Here is an 18,431-nt window from a genome sequence, read left to right as displayed (position 1 = left end):
AGTGCATAGTTTTAACTACAGTCTGCGACCAATAAAAAATACATTAGTAAATCCAGCTTTTATAAATACTACATAAACAATCGAACAGACAAGGATCATCTTTATTTTACAAGGGGAAATATTGATCTAAAAGAAGGTTTAAGCAGTGTAGCTTTTAAAATCGATTTAGAATTCTCAACCTATTATGATATTAAAGCGGCTAAAATAATAGCTGATAATATGTTCTACAGCTATCTAAAAGATCAATTGGATTTTATAGAAAAGCAAACGATTTATCCTGGTAAATCAAATAAAGTAAAGTCCCCAACTCTACATTGGTCTGAATCTCAAAATGCGCTTATAGAGCTGATCTATGCCCTTTATGTAACTGGTTCTATCGGGCACGGCAGAATAGAAATTAGAAAAATCGCTATTGTTTTTCAAGAACTGTTTCAGATTCCCTTAGGGGATATTCATCATGCTTTTCATCGGATGAAAACTAGGGCTAAATCTAGGACTTGTTATTTGGATAGGTTGAAACAGGTGTTGGAGGAGTATATGGATAAAAACTATTAAGTACTATAGTTCTAGAAGTCTTAATTAATAATTAAGACTTCTAGGTATAATTCAGAACAACAATGTTAATTGTAAACTCATCTGTTGATACATCCTTTTACGAAAGTTCTTTTAGCTTTTTCTACCAATAAACTCCATATGTACATCTTTAATCTTTTCTATCTGATAAACTATAGTTTTATACACATTTTCCACACTCCCAATAGATTTAAGATCTTGATTCTTTATTTCATACTTATACAACCAATAGTCACCTTCAATTTCTTTGTTTTTAAGTTCAAAATTATGTCCACTCCAAAGACCGATAATTAAATTATTACTTTCCAAAAACTTAATAGTTATATGATATCCCTTTTCATATCTTTTTTCGCAGTCAATATCTTTTCCTTTGTAAAAACCTGTATTTCCACAATTTACACCACAAAAAAAACCTAGATCATGTATAACTTTGGTGATTAATTCATTTCTGTAATTATCTATTAATACTCTATCGTTAGAAGAATAAGAACGATTAATGTAATAGTTAAAATAGTATCCCCTTAGTTCATCCAACCCATTTTTTTGAATCCATCTATGAAAATCATTATAATAGTATAAATTTGTATGGAGTATTTTTTCATCTAAAATATTAGATTCTCTACTTATAAAAGTCAAAAGCTCATTTTGAACATCTTCAATTGATGCCTGTTCAAACAAACTCGAAACTGTATTTTGTATATGTAAATTTTCATTTCTTCTTAAAAGTAACTGCCAATAATCGTAGGTATCCCTATAATTTATTGATTTAATTTCATCTAGATTTTTAAATCTAGATATCACATATCTTAACAATACATGATCCTGATTATCAATTTTCTGAAAAGCTCCCTTATCGTTAAATAAAAAAAATGCTATATTTCTATTGTGTATTAATTGATCTACTGTTGATACTCCTCGTAAAATAAAAAGAATGCTGCCCTTAAATAAAAAATGCTTCTCTGTTTCCACAATCTCTTTATATCTTTTATTAACTTCATAATCATTTTCCAATATAAAAACAGCTTTCTGTCTTTCCTCTATTAATTGAGTTTTATAAAATGAGTCATCTAATCCGTAAATATAATCATCTAATAATCCTTCATTTAGATTTAAAAGGATATTATTTGAGAACGCACTAATATTATCAATTACCCTAATTCCATTTATCATAGCCGAAATAGTTCTAATATCTGGATCACTTATGATATTCCAGACCACTCTGATCCATTCTTTAAAAGACTTCTCATTAAAGGTATTGTTCAATAAGTATTTATAAATAGCATGATAAAGTATTCTATTAACTTGATTCATCTCTAAATCGTCAATAAACCACTGAAAACTAACATTCCAAGAAGCAGCTATTGAACTCTTTAAAAGGTTATAATCTATTTTTAATCTATCTAAAAACAACTCTAGACGTATTATGGTAGTATAATTGACAAGCCCCTCATAATTTGACCAACCAAAATACTTATTACTTTGGGAATTATACAGGAATTTAAATCCTTCAGAGTTTTCATTTATCTGATTACCAACTGATATAAATTCTCCTAGTAAAAAATTATTAATAAAATTAAAAAAATATGAATCTACATCTGAAGTATCTAGATATTCTAAACTTTTTTCATTTTGTTTAGATAAAGCTTTCTTCCAAAATATATCAGACCAATCATTATCTAGTTTACTAGCAATTCTTAAATAAAAAGGCATTTTTTTTCCTTTATATTCTACCTGACTATGAAAATTATTAGTTGTTTCATTACTATCTAATTTCATCCAATTAATAAAATCAGCTTTAAAATTTTCAAAATGTGACAACTGCTTTCCTCTATCATTCATTTTTATATATAACTCATCTGATAAATTAAATCCATCTAACGGAAGCACATAAAATCTTAAATTAGAAAGTCTTTCATAATAAGATTCCTTTTCTTGATTATATTCAGTATAAAATAAATTAATATCGTCTAACATTTGTAACATTGATACAACTGTTGGATCATTCTCAAATCCACTATGAAACCAATACGAATTCTCAATTTCTTTTCTTGGATTTTCTGAAAAACCTATACTACATAATTTTTGACAAAACAAAAGAGAAGTTATCCTTGTTTCATAACTAAATCGTTCTAATTCTGTTAATTTCTCTTGTCTTAGTTGATCCTTTAATTCTTTATTAATTATATACCAGTTTAATAAGAACAAAGTAGTTAATCTTTGCTGGCCATCTAAAGGCTGAAAAAAACTAGTCTCATTCAATTGTGACACAGAACCATACACAAAATCTAACTCTAATAATTCATTATTTCTTAGACATCTAAAAATAGAGTTTAAAAATCTTTTACGAAGTGTCATTTCTTTCATTCTACCTTGAGCGTAATCTCTTTGTATAATAGGAATAGATATTCCTTGGAAACTATAACTTTTAACTTGATCGTTATACTCAAACTCTATTTGATTTGATAATAAATCCTGTAATGTATATGTTTTCATATTAATTTATTGGTAAAAAAGGTTCTAACATCTTTTGCATTTCAATTCTATAGTCTATTATATTATCTACTGACCAATATGATTTATTAACCTTATCTAAGTCGTAGTACTTCAAAAAAACATTACGTGTTGCTAAAGGAACAAATAATCCACTTTTTTCCTTTTCTATAATCTTTTTTCGTTTTGAAACAAATAAAGCATTTCCATAACCCCTATTAGTTGTTGCATCTAATAAAGTTAAATTACCTATATCATTTTTAAATAAATCAGGAATAAGATTATCACCTGATACTTGTTCTATTTTTTCTTTTAACTCTTGGAATAACATACTTTTACCTTTAGTCTCTATAAATCGTTTACTCTCTTCATAAAGATCTGTATTCTCTATAGACTGAACGTCACTTAAAGCATTTTTTGTCCAAGTCAATTGATCTTCTATTTTCAACAAAGGATTATCTGTATCAGAATTAATATGTTCTATATCCCATGTTGTACCCTCTCCATGTTCATTACGCATATTACGAAATGTTGAAAATGGAAACTTGTATAACAATTTATTTTTAACACATTGTTGTACAATTGATTCTATATTAAATAATAAAAGAAAATTAAAGATTTTAGTATCTCCATACATCAATTTTAAAGGAAGTGTTAAATTATTATCTAAATACTTTTGCTCATATCCTTTAAAATCATCTTCAAAATCCCAGTATTTGACAGTTTTAAAGTCTATACTGATTAACTGAATCAATTTATTAGTAAAATCATCTTTCTCCTTAATATCATCACTCTTTGAACATTTATAAATATCAAATAAACTTCTACCCGAAAAGATTAAATAACCTATATAATGATACCAAACAGGATTGTTATACCAATCTAACAATGTGCTATAAAGATTATAGATATCCTTCCAAAGCTCAGTCACTACAGAAAATTCCCCTACTTGTTCAACCTGTATATTATAATATCTAAATATTGGGTTTTTCTCTTTCTCTAATAATGTTTTTAAATGAGGTTTTTCCTCAATTGAGGCTAAATATAAAACCTCTAATAAATATTCAATACGAGCATCAAATTCTCTATTACTAATGAAAGACCAGAATTCCTCATTTTGAAGTTGACGCTCCATTGTATCCCATTGATGAGCAATTTCTCTTTGTTTAACTTTTGCTAACTCATCATCTCCAAACAAATAATTCTGTAAAAACAAAGCCTTTACTAGTTCTGCACTATTCAAGGGTATTTTTCCTAAATTAATTCTAATAAAAGTATCTATTGGATTGATATCTTCATCTTTTAATTCATACCAAATAACTTGAACTACTCCTTCTTCTTTTTGTTTAGATGAATTATAGACCAATGTTCTATTAATTGAATCAAATAACTCATCCTCCATTATTTGCTCTTTATTAATTTTCTGATTAAACCAATCTTCGATATACTTATAGGCTTGAGTAATATGATAAACATCAATATTATCATATGCAATTATATCAATATTATCGTCAAATATTCTATTTAACCCAGGTCTGGTTTGATATTCTATTTCAAAGATTGGTTTGCCATATCGCTGTTCAAAAGAACGTCCAGTTATAAAATTTCGAGTAAAATATGTAAGCAAGATTTTCAAACTAGTTAGTCTTTGTTGGCCATCAATTACCTCATAATATTTGTTCTCATTATCATACTTTACAATAATTGGTTGTAAACAATAAAATTCTTTATCTGATTTATTCTTTTTAATTGCAAAGTTGTAGATATCACTTAACAAGTCATTTATTTGAGAACGATCCCAACGGTAACCCCTTTGATATGCAGGTATGAAAAAATTCTCACCAAATAATTCACTTACAGATTTTAACTTTATAATATTAGTACTCATAAATTAATATTGCTTGATTTAATAGAAACTTAAAACCGAAAAAAAGAAACTATAATTAAAATATTTATTAGTTTAATTAAGCAATAAAACGCTTTTTCTTTCTTTGCAATTTAAGAAAGAAACTCAAGACTTAGCTTTATTAAGAAAGATTCTCTTTCATTTAAACTATTCAAGAAATTTAATTAGAAATCTTTATGATTTTCCAAAGAAAAAATAAATTCTTTAAAGTAATATACTTACTAAAAATCACTTCGTAAAAGTTATATATAAGTTGTTATCTCAAAACTAAATCAGTATATTCGCATACTATAATTAGCATAGGTTAATAATGAATCAAATATTCAATCATAGCTCAGAAAAAATGAGTGAGATCCCAGATAAATCAGTTGATTTAATGGTAACCTCTCCTCCTTACAACATCAATATTGATTATGGAAACAAATGGGTTCAAGGAAGAAAAATTGAGGCTAAAGGAAAAAAATATAAAGATGATTTAGCGGAAGAACAGTATAGAGAAATGCTGAGTAATGTAATAGATGAAACTAAAAGAGTCCTAAAAGATAATGGTCAAATTTGGATTAATATAAAAAACAGATATGATAAAGGTAATATTATACCTCCTTTTTGGATAATGGAGTATTTCCAAGATATGTATTTAAAAAATATAGTTATTTGGAATTTTGATTGGGGAGGCTCGACCAGTAAGAGATTTTGTTCTAGATATGAATATGTATTTTTCTTTACCAAAAAAAATGAAGATTACGTATTTAATTTAGAGGATGTAAAAATACCTGCCCTTAATTATAGACCTGATAGATATAAGTCTCAATTAAAAAACCCTTCAGATGTATGGAAGATCTCACTTGTTAGCGGAAACTCTCCTGAGAGAACAGATCATCCTGCTCAATACCCAGAGGAATTAATTGAACGTATTATAAAAACAGGCAGTAATGAAGGCGACTTAATTCTAGATCCATTTATGGGAAGTGGAACAACAGCTGTAGTTTCAAAAAAACTAAAAAGAAACTATGTCGGTTATGAAACAGAACCTTCTTATATTGAGATAGCAAATAATAGATTAAAAGATTTAGATGAAAAATTATTTTAATAAAAAATATAAAGAAAATAACGCATTTAATACATCTTATATCAATGGTGATTGTATTGAAGTAATGGCTACTATGGTTGAAAATTCTGTTAATACTATAGTTACTTCTCCACCATATAACTTGAATAAGAAATATGGAAAATATAATGATAATAGACCTCTAGATGAATGGGAAGCTCTAATTGATAAGGTAGCAGTAGAAGCAAAAAGAGTTTTAACACATAATGGTAGTTTCTTTTTAAATGTTTCACCTATTCCTGATAAGAAAACAAAAGAAATAATACCATTAGATGCAATAGCTTACTTTATTTTTAAAAGACATGGCTTTTACTTAAGAAATAGTATAGTGTGGCATTTTAATAATATGCAAAACTGCACTAATAGACTCAGTGGTAGATGGGAATCAATATTATGGTTTGTAAAAGATATCAATAATTATGTATTTAATCTTGATGATATACGAATCCCCTTTATTACAAAAAACGATAAAAGATTAGTTGGCAAAACCGGTAGAAATCCTACCGATACATGGAGCTTTGATTTACCTGAAAGTGACTTTTGGTATTTTGATAGGGTAAATAATATGACAAAAGGTAAATTAGGAATTTCTGAGCATCCTTGTATTTTTCCGACTCCAATGATTGAACGAATAATAAAAATGTCTACAAACGAAGGAGATGTTGTTTTAGATCCATTCTTAGGTAGTGGAACAACATTAATTGCAGCTCAAAAATTAAATCGTATAGGTTTAGGGATTGAATTAGATGAAAAATTTAATGAAATTATAGATAAGAGAATTTTGAATGAATCTTCACCTGAACTGTTTTAGTGAATTATAACAATCAAAATTTACATTTTGAAAAATATAGAATAAAATAAGAGAGCATATGCTCTCTTATTTTATTCTATATTAAACTGATAAACATCAAAATTATGTATAATTAGCTTTGCCCTATTATTATATGTTTCAAGAGAACTATTTCTATTTTGATGTTGTAATATACTATTTAATATTTCTCTCATTTCTTCATTTGTGAAATATTTTCGCTCATTATTGAAATTCTGATGAAGAGACATTATATGCTCTAAATTCTCAGGAGTGATTCGATGTAATCTTTTATTTTGATAGTCATAATAACCAGATTGTGATGTACCATTAGTATTACCATCAATTCCTCTATTAAATGGAGTAGTTACATCCACAGAAAAGTTTCTTTGATTACCTAGAGTACCAATAATCATATTAGATTTTTCAATTCCACCACTACCTAGAAAGTGCACTTTCAAATATCTATCAAAAACAAGATGCTCATCTAATCTTCTAAGCATATCTTCAAACTGAGCATTTGGAAAATTTGTCAATGCTCCAATCCCAAGCTTAGTAGGTACATAGTTAAGTAACTCTAAATATCTGTCTATATCCTGGTTACTCCACTCAGCAGATATAATGGTTAATAGCTTATCAGGATCTTCTCCTGTTAAACGATATGTATGATTAGCATATTTTGCAGCTAAATCAATCATTCTTTGTTTCGCCGCATTAGTCGAAAACAAGTTCCTATTTACATTTCCTTGTTGTGTTCGAACTTTAAATAAATTTGGGATATCAAAAGTTACAGCATTTGATATACTCGAATTATTAATTATTTCAGCATACTTTTCAAGAATATTCTCTTCTTCAATAATTCTATCAAACTCATTGATAATCTGAATATCAGTAAAATCAGGATGATTATGTGTAATAAAACTAACTATTTTAGTTGTTCCAACATCCATAATTAAATTAGGGCTATTCATTAAAAAATTATCACCAGTTTTCTGAATTAACCATTTTCTAGCATTATCAACATCTCTCCAAGCTCTTGGTCTTAAAATACTACCATTACTTCTATGGTTAAAAAAAATATCACCGAATTTAATTAATAAATTCTTTTTAAAATTCTCAGGCATTGAATTAGAAAAAACTCTATTAATACCATTCCAATCCCCTGCTCCTCCTCCTGAGCTGTAAACAAAATATAAATCCATTATTTAAAAGTTTGTATAAGATTTTCTAATGATTTCATTTTTAACAGTGGTGGATAAATCTTAGTAGTGACTTGTTTACTTTCTATGTCACCCTCTCTTGTGCTTCTTTCATGTAAATCTCCAACATTGTCCCAATAATCAAATACTTCTGTTGAGTCCATATAAAATATCCCCTTCAAATGTGGAGCATCAAACCACCAAACATAGTATGTTGGTACTGAGCTTAAATCTTGCTCTATTTTTTCTCTTTGTTCCATCAACTTTCTTCCTGTATCTAAAGTTAGCGAACATTCATAATCATATCTCTTATCAGTATAAGGATATGTGTTTTTTACCTGTGTATTAGCCGAAACAAAAGGTGCTTCTATATATTTTAATTCATAATAAGCAACTACTTCATTGTCCTTAATAACTTCAAAATCAGGAAAAGGAAAACCCTTTTTATTAACAATAATTCCTTTAGACTCCAAAAATAATTGAAACGCTTTTTCATACCACTGACCTAATTGTATATCAAGTCCTTTCTTAAAGCTATTTCTCTTGAATAAAAATTTTGAAACTTCCGTTTTATAGCATTCTGTTAGGCCTACAACACGTTCTTTTAATATTTTAGGAGCAACTGGATTTGGCTCATCTTGTATATTTAAATACATTTCTTTAAAGCATGTTTCATGAAAATCAGTAAATAAAACAGTACGTTCAAAATTACAATCTATTAACGCTAAATTTTCATTACAAAATTTCACAAGTTCTTTATAAAGCTCAATATCTTGACTCATAATTCTTTTTTTATAATAGGATAGATGTCTACCATGTTAATTCTATTCTTAAAAACTTCTTCAATTGAAATTGTATTAAAAAAGTATTCTTTGAGATTTGAAATATCAAAAAAATCAATTGTTTGATTATTTTCAATAATTAAAAATAAAGGTCTATCAAGGCTTGAATAATATATTTTATAATACTCTAAGAGAATAGATTCTAATCTACTACCTTTAAAACTTGACTTTCCTATTTGTAAGAACTCCGTATTAGACATAGGCACCAAATAAGAATGTATATTTCTTGTTCTGTCTAATAGAATGTATTTTGGAATAAAACCTTTTGAAAAACAAGCTTCTTCTATTTTAAACTTAAATTTCGTTCTTAACAAATTGATGGTCTTATTTTCAACACCTTGTTTATCGATATCAGTCATTAAATAATTTTTTAATACTTAAATCAAATGCATTAGCAATTTTTTGAATATTTACTAGAGTTATATTTTTCTCTGCTCTTTCAATCATACCAATATAAGTCCTATGCAAACCAGATTTTTCAGCTAACTGTTCTTGAGAAAGATTTCTCTCTATTCTTAACTCCTTTACTCTTATACCAAATTCAATTAAAACTTCTTTTTTCATGTTGCTAACTTCAGTATTCAAACATAAACTTTCAAAACAGACTTATCAACATACTATAATTAGCATGTTTATAATATTATTACTATTTTTGAATAAAAAAGTTTATGCTAAAAAAATTATTTACTCTATTTGAACAAGAAGAAGAAAAAAGATATCAAGAAGATTTAAAAAGTCCCGAAATGATCTTTACCGCAAGAAAAAGAGCTAATATCTATAAGAAATCTTATGATAGTTTTTTAAAAGTATTTGATAAATACACATACAAACAAACTGCAGAAACAGGTGAGAATCTAGATGCCATAACAGATTATAATATCCCACTAGAACTTGCTGCCATAATATACATGTATACTGCTTATAGCCATTTTGATGAGACAAATTATCAATTAAGAATACTAGATACAATTAGAATACATAAGGATATAAAAGAATATAGTAACCTTCTTAATAAAGCTTTAAACTATCTACCTCATTACAAAAATCAAACTGTTTATAGAGATATTGATAATTCAAATGAAGAGATTATAAAATACTACAAACAATATATAGGAGAAGTTATTACTGAAAAAAGTTTTCTTTCAACACATATAGAAAGCTCTAGATGGTCAGATGAAAATACTGGCGTTCATTTTATAATAAAAACCGCAAATGAAACTAATGCTAGAGATTTAAGAAAGTTAAGTTTTAACTCAGAAGAGCAAGAAGTTTTAATTAAATCAAGAACAAAATTTAGAGTAATATCAGTAGATGATCAAAAAAACATTGTAAATATGGAAGAACTTGAAAAAAACAACGAAGTTGGTGATGGTATTATAAACGACGTTTCTTTTAATAATCAGCCGCTTAAAATATTATTTGTATTAAGAGAAACCTATGAAGATGGTGAAAACGAAGAAGATAAAGGTGGTTGGCATATTAAAGAAGTTATTAATGATTGGATAGAAGATAAAACTCATAGAATACCTACCTATGAAAACATTACTAAAACTATAAGCTTTATCACTGAAAACACAGATACTAAAGATTTATTAAACAATATTGCTATTATTAATATTAAAAAAATACCTGGTTCCAAAAAAAGTAATGGAAGAGTTTTAGCAAAACACTTTAAGGTTAACAAAGAAAGGCTTGATCAAGAAATAGAAACTATAAATCCAGACATAATAATCTTTGGAGGAACAGCTCATCATTTTGAGAAGTACTGGAATAGATATCGTAAAGCATTTAAAAGAGAAAAAGGAGAATGTAACTACATTATAAAAAATATCAATGGTAAAGAAATTATTTGTCCAATAGTGCTTCATCCTTCGGCTCCTAGTTATAAAAAATGTATTGCAGAAATAAAAAAACTATTATTAAGAAAAGGGGTTATTTAAAATATTTTAGTATAAATTTTATATTTAAAAAACTACTTCCTTACCCTCTTACTTAATTCAATAATTAATAATGCTTCTTCTTCCAGATTATTTTTCAAAATACTTTTAGCTGTGCTTAATCTTGACTTTTGACTTGCTTCCTTATAGGATGCAAAAATATCATTCATATCTGCTAATTCGGAATGAGTAATATTTGGATTCTCTTTTATCGCGGGATAAAGAATATCTCTAAAGGCTTTTTTACCAACACTACAAAGCCAATTATCTAATTTAATAGCTATTTCTTCTTCAATAATAAGCCCCTTATCCGAATGAAAAGTATCTTTTACATAACCTTTTTCTTTGCCATATTGATTCTTCTGTTTTGCTATTTTCTTTTTATCCATTGACCAAGTAATTGTATGAATTGGTTCTTCTATATTTTTAAATTCACATTTTCCCATTATGTTTTCAAGTTCGTTAATCTGCTGATCAAACTCTACTTTTAAATAAGAATACACGTGTTTTAAAAGCTCCATCTCTTCTCCTAAACGTTTTGCTTTGCTTACAAAACTTATTAAATTATTTTTAGGTAAAAAAAATGAATTCAGAGGATGAATTAATCGCAAAAAATGTGCCTTTAAAAGTTTTAATTCTTGTGTTTCAAGCTTTCTATGTACCGTATTTATTCTTTGAGGATTATTCCATAGCTCACGATCTAAACACGGAAAAAAATCTCTTATGTTACCTTGCTCATATCCTGTACCTACAGGATTTATATGAGCCAATGTCCAACCATTTAAATTATACTTTAGTCGTTTTACACCATTTGAACTATAAAAGGATAACTCTCTTTCCTCTGTAGTACTTGAGAAGCCACATATAAGCTGCTTTTGAATAAATAGATTATGTAAATCTTCACAACTATAATAATCATTATTTAATTTTGGGCCATTAAATAACATTGCGAATGTATTATCACAAAACACTACTTTTGCTCCACATTTATATTCACTTAAAAAACCTCGTCTTAATAAATGGTAATTCTTTTTTGAAGCACTAAAATGTTGTCTTAAAAAGAAAATAGCATTTGGAGATTCTATATACTTTAGCAACTCTTGATGAATTTTAATAATTCCTTGTTTATTACTAAACTGAGGCCTAATAATTTGTTCAAAAAAATCTTCTATATCATTTGCTTTTCCACATCCTATCGATTCAATATTTACTTGATAGTTGATTAATTTACTCATAAATTATTTTTATAAAATATACAAATCGCTTATTCTAATAACTGATAAACGTTTAAATCAAAATTACAGTATTAAATATATACAACCACAATCTATCAATCCATTTATCTAGTCATATTTAATAGAATCTTTTATGTTTTCAGATACTCAACTCAAAAATTAGAATACAATTTAAAAGACCTTAATAAGGTATTTATTACCTACTCCCTTCATTCAAAATCAACTGATTCTTTTTAATCAATTCTCTCATGTTTTGTAAATGAACAGCTAAGATACCATCTGAATAGTCTCCTACTCTACCTTCTAACTTATTTTCAATAACTTTAAAATATTCTTTTGATCTATTAATTTTTGAGGGACTAACATTGGCTAACTCTCTTGTTTCTCTAATTGCCAATCTAGTTCCGCGTCTCTTTGCATTAATTAATTGTCTCTCTGCTAAAACTTGACGCTTAACTTCATTGCTCAATGACTTAACAACTTTGTTTCTAGTACTAGTGCCTAATTTAGTATTTCCAGCTAAGGACATTATTTTGTATGTTTCTTTAGTTATAGTACTTGCGTTAGCAGATATATTTTTACCTTGTTTAGCTAATTTAGCACCTTGAGATAATCCTCGTAAAGCTCCTTTTGTAATTAAACTTCCACCGGGGATTAAACCTGCAGCTAAAACAATTCCATCAGTACCTAAAGCTTTTAAATCATCTTTTTCTTGAATTTTAATTCTTTGCTTTTCATCCTGAGAAAACTCTTTAATTTTTAATAATACCTCTTCACTTAAAATGATGTTGTCAAGGTCATAAAACGAGTTTAGTTTCTCCAAACTAACATTAAATTTTTTACTATAAGCAATATTTAGATCTTCTATTTCACTTATTAATTCATTATAAGCTAAATTAATTTCAACATCTTTCAATAATAAACTAACTAAAGCTAGGTTATCTATTTCTTCTTTATAATTTAAAAATTCAATATCTGATTTAGCGTAAATCTGTTTTTTTTCGTACTCAACTAATAAATTATCATATATCTTTACTTGATCATAAATAATATTAGGTAATACTACCTGAAGATTACCTTCTTTATGTCTAGATAAAATTTCTAGCGCATTTTGACTATATAATTCTATATCAATACTCTTTTCTTTAGATCGCGTATAATCCTCTGTTTTAACTTGGTCTTTTTTTTCTGAACATGAGTAAAGAAAAAGTACATTTGCAAACAATGCTATTGCTATAATTTTTTTATACATATTAAAACTCTTTTATTGCCCCAAGATTTAAAGTATTAACAACCCTATCTCCATTTATTTTATTTGAATAGCGAAAATATTGTTGCTTACCTTCTTTATAAAATTTAGTTAAAAACTCTCCTTTAAAATCTTCTCTAACAATTTTATTATCCTCAAAAACAATATCGTGCATATCTGTTTTAAATACCCCATCACCTATACGTCTAACACTAGTACAATTTAATTTCTTAGCATTGTCAATGGAAAAACTATAGATATAAAAGTTTTCTTTGGCTTTATAAAAATACATAAGGACATCTTCATACTTATAAATTTTTGATCCAGCGTCATCTATTTGAGAATCAATAATTTTATATAAATCTCCATTAGATTCTAAAATGTAAGGATTGTTATCTGAGCCAAAAAACTCAAGAACTAACTTATAATCTGGATACTTTGTATTCATATCTGTTAGATAAGCTAAGCGTCTATCGTTTTTAACTTCATCAGAATCTATAAACATCTCTTTAGTTTTAGTCAAAAACCCTTTCTCATCGACCTTGTTATCTACAACTTGTTCAGAATCCTCTTTTTTACTTGAACACGATAAGAATACCAAAGCCAAAAACATACCCAATACATTTTTCATATAACCCATAAATTCTTTTAGGAGTTTACTCCTATTATCAAAAAATAAAATCTTCCTAAGATAATACCTACCCATTAATATAATATTAATCTTTGGGTGAACTATAGTTATTACTTAGTAAAGAAGCTAATTATAGTTCTAAGAAGCATTATCTATCTTAGAGCTATAATTCTTTGTATTAAAAAAATATCAATCAAACTAAAAAACAAACCTTCATACCTAGCATAAAACTTGTACCTTTAGTAATTTTTTTTTTTCAAAACTCTCTTTTTTTCTATCATGAAAACACAAATAATCAGTGATCTACACTTAAAATTTGGCAGTAGTACCGCTTTGTCTTTTGACAAGGCTGATCTGGTTATATTAGCTGGAGATACTCATTTGGGTAGTAAGGGAATCAAGTCGATTAAAAAATACATACCCAATATAAAAGTACTATACCTATTGGGGAATCACGAGTAAAAAATCTCTGATTTACAAAAAATCATTTACTTTAGCCTATTGATTTTACGAAATATGGAGATTAAAATTTTTAACAAAACTAACAATTCATAAATCGTTAAAAACAATGTTATGTGAAATTTTATACAAATAAACTTTATAATTCAATGCCTTCAATTTTATTTAAAAAAACAAGATTACCAGTTCCACAACAAAATACGAATAATAACATCGACAACGGAAATGATGCTGAAATATTAGCAGCCTCATTATTATTGAAATCAATTGGTGCTGAAATAAGTTGGTCTAGTAGAAATGAAGATAGTAGAAAAATTGATTTAATATGTTCGTATGATCATCCCTGGGTTAAAAAAGAGAGGTTAATTTTTTTTATTCAAGTTAAATCTGGGAGAAAATTTGGGAGAATTAAAGAAAATGGTTTTACATTATTAGCATCGGCGAAAAAAGCAGCACAACGTACTTCTCATTCTATTTGTATCATTTGGATAGAAAGAGATACAAATAAATCATTTTGGGCATATATCCATCCATTTTCAACTAAAACCTCTCAAAAATATAGTAATTATCACTTAATCACACCCGCAATGAGATTTGATATTGCTCGATGTCAAGCAAAATCAATAAATGGAATTTCTGAAGGAAAAGGAATTATTCTAAAAAAATTAAAAGGAGATTTAAATACCAAAAGAAAGTATGCATTGTCAAATTATAAAAGATTAAAGTCGATTGAAATCTTTAATCCTAATTTAGGCAAAATTGAATTCACTAGAATTGGTTGGAGACATATGTTTCGAAAACAAAGAAATAGTGAACATAAAGAAAAAAGTTTTACTACAATTCCCTATTTAGACAAAATACTATTACAAAAACCAACAACTATTTATATAACTGAGCACTTACAGGAAAATTTAAATGAATTTGAATATAGGATATGCGAGTACGTTTTGACCTATGAAAAAGTAAAAATTGAATTAGCAGGTAGTATTGAAACCATAAATGTTAATATAAGATTACTTGAAGAGATTAGATGGCCTATGAATTGGTTAAACAATCCAATGTTGACACAAATGGTAGAACGAAGAGTGGTTTTATTAAATGCATACTATAAATAATTAAGAGTAACCAGCCACTTGCAATTAAGATTTGCCGTTCATTATCAATTAATAATTCCGGATTACCTAGGTAATTTGCATGTTTCATCTTACTAGCGGACTGGTTAAATCACTCTTAATCTTGACGTAAAGGTATAAAAAAAACCTCAAATAAAATCTTATTGACCAAAGACTAAATTTTCTATTATCTAGAAGTTTGATATTTTAATCCATTGAATATATCTAGATTCCACTTTTTTCTTTAAGTTAGCCTCTTCTAAACGCAACTTTTTACTCAACAACAACCTAGCAAAAAAAATGATAAATCAGGAAGACTTATATCAATTACTATATAATGAGCAATGGACAGAAATACTCAATCTTTTATACAAAGAAAAGCAACATATCAAAAACGACGTTTTATTGTCGTTTGCTTCTAAAACTTTTGAAGCAGAGTTTTTAAACAAAGTAAAAAACTATGATAATTCAAGGATAGATATAACTAATAATTTATCTAAATTATATTTACTTCATCACGGAAATTTTCACCAATTAACAGATGAAAATTACAAAACCTTAATTCTTGAAATTGTTAAGAGAAAACCGCTGGAAGAAGCATATCAATATGCAATAACATTCCCAGATGAAGATATATGCAAAAAAATAATATCCGATTTTAATTTTTTGATAATTAAAAAAGAAGGATATAAACTTAGACAACCAAATAAAACACCCCAAAATTGGATAGAAATATACAATAGACTTTTTGAAGTTATAAATAATCAGAGCGATACAGCAACTTATTTTTCAGGACCAAGGTTTATCGATACAATCAGACAATACGAGCCTTTTTTCCCTGATTATCCGCAATTTATAAACCAACGAAATTTTGAAGGTAAAAGTACAAGTAGAAAAATATTTTATTATGACATTTTACTTGGATTAAGAGAAGATATTAGAGTAAAAGTGATAACTCGCATTTTAGAAATTGTAAAACCTTTTGAAAAAGAAAAGGTTATAGCCATTGAAAACATTATAGATAACAAAATACCAGAAGTTAAAATAGAGAAGATCTCAAGTATATACAATAACAAGCCAAATGTATTTATTTCCTACTCGTGGGATAATAAAGAACATAAAAACTGGGTTTTAAACTTAGCAAATAAGCTTTGTTCAGATGGTATAAATGTAATCTTGGATAGATATTATCTGAAACCAGGGAAAAACTTAACTCATTTTGTTGAAGAAAACTTAAGTCAAGTAGATAGAGTAATTGTAATTTTCACAAAAAACTACAAATTAAAAGCAGACAAGAGAACTGGCGGTGTTGGATACGAATATTCAATAATGAACGTTGAGCTGTATAATAATCAAACTTCAAATGAAAAAATAATCCCCATTTTAAGAGAAGGAACTAAAGAAGAAAGTATTCCAACTTTTATGCAACAATTTATACACATAGACACAAGAAATGACGAAAATTTTGAAAATAGCTATATCGATTTAATAAGAGAGATTTATAATGAGCCTGAAATAAAAAAACCAAAAATTGGAGAGAAACCAATATTTTAATAATTTAAATAATCGCTAATACATGTCACTTATTCACTCTGATTTAACTATAAATATTAAAATATACCATCTCGTATAAGTTTTTAAAACCAGATTCATTTTGCATGAACTATAATAAAGTAAAATAATAGAAGATTTTATTTTTTTACAATTCATAAAAGCTAATTTCAATAAACCGAAGATTTATCCTTAAGTAATATCAATCAGATTATACTACTTACTTTCAATCAAAAAACCTCAATTCCCCAATTACCAATTCATCACCAAACTCCCCCATTCCTTCCGATAAATCTGTTAAAAAAACATAGTTGATTTTCGTTTGAATTATTTTGAAAAAAGTGTTGTGTAAAAGCAAGCAAAATCGGCGTAAACCCCTATGAATGCTAGGATCTGAATTATTGTATCGGAAAGTAGATCTCTACTTACTTCAAATTATATTTAACTAAAACCAAGGTGTATATTATAGTACCCTTGGTTTTTTGTTTTTTACTGCGTCGCCTTGAGTTGTAGTCTTTTGTCTTTGGCTTAGTAAAGATTACGGATACTTACAAGCATATTATCTTCCATAGTGCGAGACATACCAATACGGAACTACTCCTGGAGAATGGGGCTGATATTTACACGGTTTCTAAACGTAGGGGACATCGTGAAATCCGCACTACTGCTATCTATGCTAAGATAGTAGATGAGAAAATGAAAGAAGCATCTGAGCTTATTCCGGAACTTAAGTTTGGGTTTTAAACTAAACTTTAATTACTGATTATAATTACAATAAAGCCAAGTAGTACTTGAAAGTACACTTAACTTTGATTTTATCCTAGTGTTTAATTTCATAACGCTTTATTCTTACAGAAAAAGAAAAATATTACTCAAAAGAATAGAGTTTAATCTTGAACTCATTATTGAAATTTAGATAAATTAGGGGTGAATATATTACCACAATACTTATACTTTAACAGCAAACTAAACCAGTTATTGAACAAATACCAGGTGAATATATTACCACAATACTTATACTTTCTTTTTCTTAGTAAGTGATTCAATAAAGTATTAAAAGAAAGTCCACAAATTGAAAAATAAATTGTAACNCAAGATTACAAAGCAGCTTTAGAACGACTAGCGTTGATTTTTGATGCACTTCCTGGAACAGAAGACAGTTATGAATTGGAGATTTTGGGCATGTTGATTGAAAAATATGAAAAAGAACATTTTCCTATGGATTTACCAAATCCAATTGAAGCGGTTAAATTTAGAATGGAGCAAATAGCTACAAACAAAATGATTCAGCAGAAATGATCGGATTAAAAAGTAGAGCAAGTGAAATTTTA

17 protein-coding genes and 1 pseudogene are annotated in these 18,431 nt (G+C 27.5%); 9 read left to right on the top strand and 9 right to left on the bottom strand.

Going from position 1 to position 18,431, the window contains the following annotated elements; translation table 11 throughout:
• Positions 1 to 33: 33 nt before the first annotated feature.
• Positions 34 to 555, top strand: a pseudogene (locus tag GJV76_RS13410) (RteC domain-containing protein); the annotation flags it as partial.
• Between the two features lie 111 nt (positions 556 to 666).
• On the opposite strand, the gene GJV76_RS13405 reads toward GJV76_RS13410, so the two are convergent.
• A complete protein-coding gene (locus GJV76_RS13405) occupies positions 667 to 3,066 on the bottom strand; it encodes a DUF262 domain-containing protein (protein ID WP_155093120.1) in 2,400 nt (799 codons plus the stop codon).
• A 1-nt stretch (position 3,067) separates the two neighbouring features.
• Complete coding sequence (locus tag GJV76_RS13400; protein WP_155093119.1) at positions 3,068 to 4,951, bottom strand: DUF262 domain-containing protein; 1,884 nt, start codon at positions 4,949 to 4,951, stop codon at positions 3,068 to 3,070.
• A gap of 328 nt (positions 4,952 to 5,279) precedes the next feature.
• On the opposite strand from GJV76_RS13400, the gene GJV76_RS13395 reads away from it, so the two are divergent.
• Positions 5,280 to 6,059 (top strand): DNA-methyltransferase, encoded by a 780-nt coding sequence (locus GJV76_RS13395; protein ID WP_155093118.1) that lies wholly within the window; start codon positions 5,280 to 5,282, stop codon positions 6,057 to 6,059.
• The gene (locus tag GJV76_RS13390) at positions 6,043 to 6,888 is read left to right on the top strand and encodes a DNA-methyltransferase (RefSeq protein ID WP_155093117.1); all 846 of its coding nucleotides are present in this window, start codon (positions 6,043 to 6,045) and stop codon (positions 6,886 to 6,888) included. The genes GJV76_RS13395 and GJV76_RS13390 overlap by 17 nt, the downstream gene beginning before the upstream one ends.
• Positions 6,889 to 6,959: 71 nt before the next feature.
• Here the strand turns inward: GJV76_RS13390 and GJV76_RS13385 are convergent, their stop codons facing one another.
• The 4 genes from GJV76_RS13385 to GJV76_RS13370 are packed head-to-tail and all read right to left on the bottom strand — an operon-like array spanning position 6,960 to position 9,490.
• Positions 6,960 to 8,087 (bottom strand): hypothetical protein, encoded by a 1,128-nt coding sequence (locus tag GJV76_RS13385; RefSeq protein ID WP_155093116.1) that lies wholly within the window; start codon positions 8,085 to 8,087, stop codon positions 6,960 to 6,962.
• Positions 8,087 to 8,866 carry a hypothetical protein gene (locus tag GJV76_RS13380; RefSeq protein WP_155093115.1) on the bottom strand — a complete coding sequence of 260 codons (780 nt, stop codon included), beginning with the start codon at positions 8,864 to 8,866 and terminating at the stop codon, positions 8,087 to 8,089. The genes GJV76_RS13385 and GJV76_RS13380 overlap by 1 nt, the downstream gene beginning before the upstream one ends.
• Positions 8,863 to 9,285 (bottom strand): hypothetical protein, encoded by a 423-nt coding sequence (locus GJV76_RS13375; protein WP_155093114.1) that lies wholly within the window; start codon positions 9,283 to 9,285, stop codon positions 8,863 to 8,865. Before GJV76_RS13375 ends, GJV76_RS13380 begins: the two co-directional genes overlap by 4 nt.
• Entirely contained in the window at positions 9,278 to 9,490 is a 213-nt protein-coding gene (locus GJV76_RS13370; RefSeq protein ID WP_155093113.1) for a helix-turn-helix domain-containing protein, read from the bottom strand. The genes GJV76_RS13375 and GJV76_RS13370 overlap by 8 nt, the downstream gene beginning before the upstream one ends.
• A 104-nt stretch (positions 9,491 to 9,594) precedes the next feature.
• Between GJV76_RS13370 and GJV76_RS13365 the strand changes: the two genes are divergently transcribed.
• A complete protein-coding gene (locus GJV76_RS13365) occupies positions 9,595 to 10,866 on the top strand; it encodes an ADP-ribosyltransferase (protein WP_155093112.1) in 1,272 nt (423 codons plus the stop codon).
• A 32-nt stretch (positions 10,867 to 10,898) separates the two neighbouring features.
• Here the strand turns inward: GJV76_RS13365 and GJV76_RS13360 are convergent, their stop codons facing one another.
• The 3 genes from GJV76_RS13360 to GJV76_RS13350 form a co-directional block, all read right to left on the bottom strand.
• Positions 10,899 to 12,098: a hypothetical protein gene (locus GJV76_RS13360; RefSeq protein ID WP_155093111.1), complete on the bottom strand. Its 1,200-nt coding sequence runs from the start codon at positions 12,096 to 12,098 to the stop codon at positions 10,899 to 10,901.
• Between the two features lie 196 nt (positions 12,099 to 12,294).
• Complete coding sequence (locus GJV76_RS13355) at positions 12,295 to 13,350, bottom strand: hypothetical protein (protein ID WP_155093110.1); 1,056 nt, start codon at positions 13,348 to 13,350, stop codon at positions 12,295 to 12,297.
• Between the two features lies 1 nt (position 13,351).
• On the bottom strand, positions 13,352 to 13,978 hold the full coding sequence (locus GJV76_RS13350; protein WP_155093109.1) for a hypothetical protein: 627 nt from the start codon (positions 13,976 to 13,978) through the stop codon (positions 13,352 to 13,354).
• 279 nt (positions 13,979 to 14,257) lie between these two features.
• Between GJV76_RS13350 and GJV76_RS13345 the strand changes: the two genes are divergently transcribed.
• The 5 genes from GJV76_RS13345 (at position 14,258) to GJV76_RS13325 (ending at position 18,399) form a co-directional block, all read left to right on the top strand.
• Positions 14,258 to 14,440, top strand: coding sequence for a metallophosphoesterase family protein (locus GJV76_RS13345; protein WP_155093108.1), 183 nt, complete (start codon positions 14,258 to 14,260; stop codon positions 14,438 to 14,440).
• Positions 14,441 to 14,553: 113 nt separating this feature from the next.
• Complete coding sequence (locus GJV76_RS13340; protein WP_155093107.1) at positions 14,554 to 15,552, top strand: hypothetical protein; 999 nt, start codon at positions 14,554 to 14,556, stop codon at positions 15,550 to 15,552.
• Positions 15,553 to 15,849: 297 nt separating this feature from the next.
• Positions 15,850 to 17,103 carry a toll/interleukin-1 receptor domain-containing protein gene (locus GJV76_RS13335; RefSeq protein ID WP_155093106.1) on the top strand — a complete coding sequence of 418 codons (1,254 nt, stop codon included), beginning with the start codon at positions 15,850 to 15,852 and terminating at the stop codon, positions 17,101 to 17,103.
• Between the two features lie 534 nt (positions 17,104 to 17,637).
• A complete protein-coding gene (locus GJV76_RS13330) occupies positions 17,638 to 17,844 on the top strand; it encodes a tyrosine-type recombinase/integrase (RefSeq protein WP_317162604.1) in 207 nt (68 codons plus the stop codon).
• Positions 17,845 to 18,225: 381 nt separating this feature from the next.
• Positions 18,226 to 18,399, top strand: a complete 174-nt coding sequence (locus tag GJV76_RS13325) for a hypothetical protein (protein ID WP_155093105.1) — start codon at positions 18,226 to 18,228, stop codon at positions 18,397 to 18,399.
• Positions 18,400 to 18,431 lie beyond the last annotated feature (32 nt).

This window comes from Myroides albus (assembly GCF_009711045.1).
Lineage (GTDB): Bacteria > Bacteroidota > Bacteroidia > Flavobacteriales > Flavobacteriaceae > Flavobacterium > Flavobacterium album_A.
This window is presented reverse-complemented; position numbering and strand designations above follow the sequence as displayed.

What these genes read in the sequence shown, in the direction of transcription:
- GJV76_RS13405 (WP_155093120.1), bottom strand. Translation starts at nt 3,066, where the DNA reads ATGAAAACATATACATTACAGGATTTATTATCAAATCAAATAGAGTTT.
- GJV76_RS13400 (WP_155093119.1), bottom strand. Translation starts at nt 4,951, where the DNA reads ATGAGTACTAATATTATAAAGTTAAAATCTGTAAGTGAATTATTTGGT.
- GJV76_RS13395 (WP_155093118.1), top strand. Translation starts at nt 5,280, where the DNA reads ATGAATCAAATATTCAATCATAGCTCAGAAAAAATGAGTGAGATCCCA.
- GJV76_RS13390 (WP_155093117.1), top strand. Translation starts at nt 6,043, where the DNA reads ATGAAAAATTATTTTAATAAAAAATATAAAGAAAATAACGCATTTAAT.
- GJV76_RS13385 (WP_155093116.1), bottom strand. Translation starts at nt 8,087, where the DNA reads ATGGATTTATATTTTGTTTACAGCTCAGGAGGAGGAGCAGGGGATTGG.
- GJV76_RS13380 (WP_155093115.1), bottom strand. Translation starts at nt 8,866, where the DNA reads ATGAGTCAAGATATTGAGCTTTATAAAGAACTTGTGAAATTTTGTAAT.
- GJV76_RS13375 (WP_155093114.1), bottom strand. Translation starts at nt 9,285, where the DNA reads ATGACTGATATCGATAAACAAGGTGTTGAAAATAAGACCATCAATTTG.
- GJV76_RS13370 (WP_155093113.1), bottom strand. Translation starts at nt 9,490, where the DNA reads ATGAAAAAAGAAGTTTTAATTGAATTTGGTATAAGAGTAAAGGAGTTA.
- GJV76_RS13365 (WP_155093112.1), top strand. Translation starts at nt 9,595, where the DNA reads ATGCTAAAAAAATTATTTACTCTATTTGAACAAGAAGAAGAAAAAAGA.
- GJV76_RS13360 (WP_155093111.1), bottom strand. Translation starts at nt 12,098, where the DNA reads ATGAGTAAATTAATCAACTATCAAGTAAATATTGAATCGATAGGATGT.
- GJV76_RS13355 (WP_155093110.1), bottom strand. Translation starts at nt 13,350, where the DNA reads ATGTATAAAAAAATTATAGCAATAGCATTGTTTGCAAATGTACTTTTT.
- GJV76_RS13350 (WP_155093109.1), bottom strand. Translation starts at nt 13,978, where the DNA reads ATGAAAAATGTATTGGGTATGTTTTTGGCTTTGGTATTCTTATCGTGT.
- GJV76_RS13345 (WP_155093108.1), top strand. Translation starts at nt 14,258, where the DNA reads ATGAAAACACAAATAATCAGTGATCTACACTTAAAATTTGGCAGTAGT.
- GJV76_RS13335 (WP_155093106.1), top strand. Translation starts at nt 15,850, where the DNA reads ATGATAAATCAGGAAGACTTATATCAATTACTATATAATGAGCAATGG.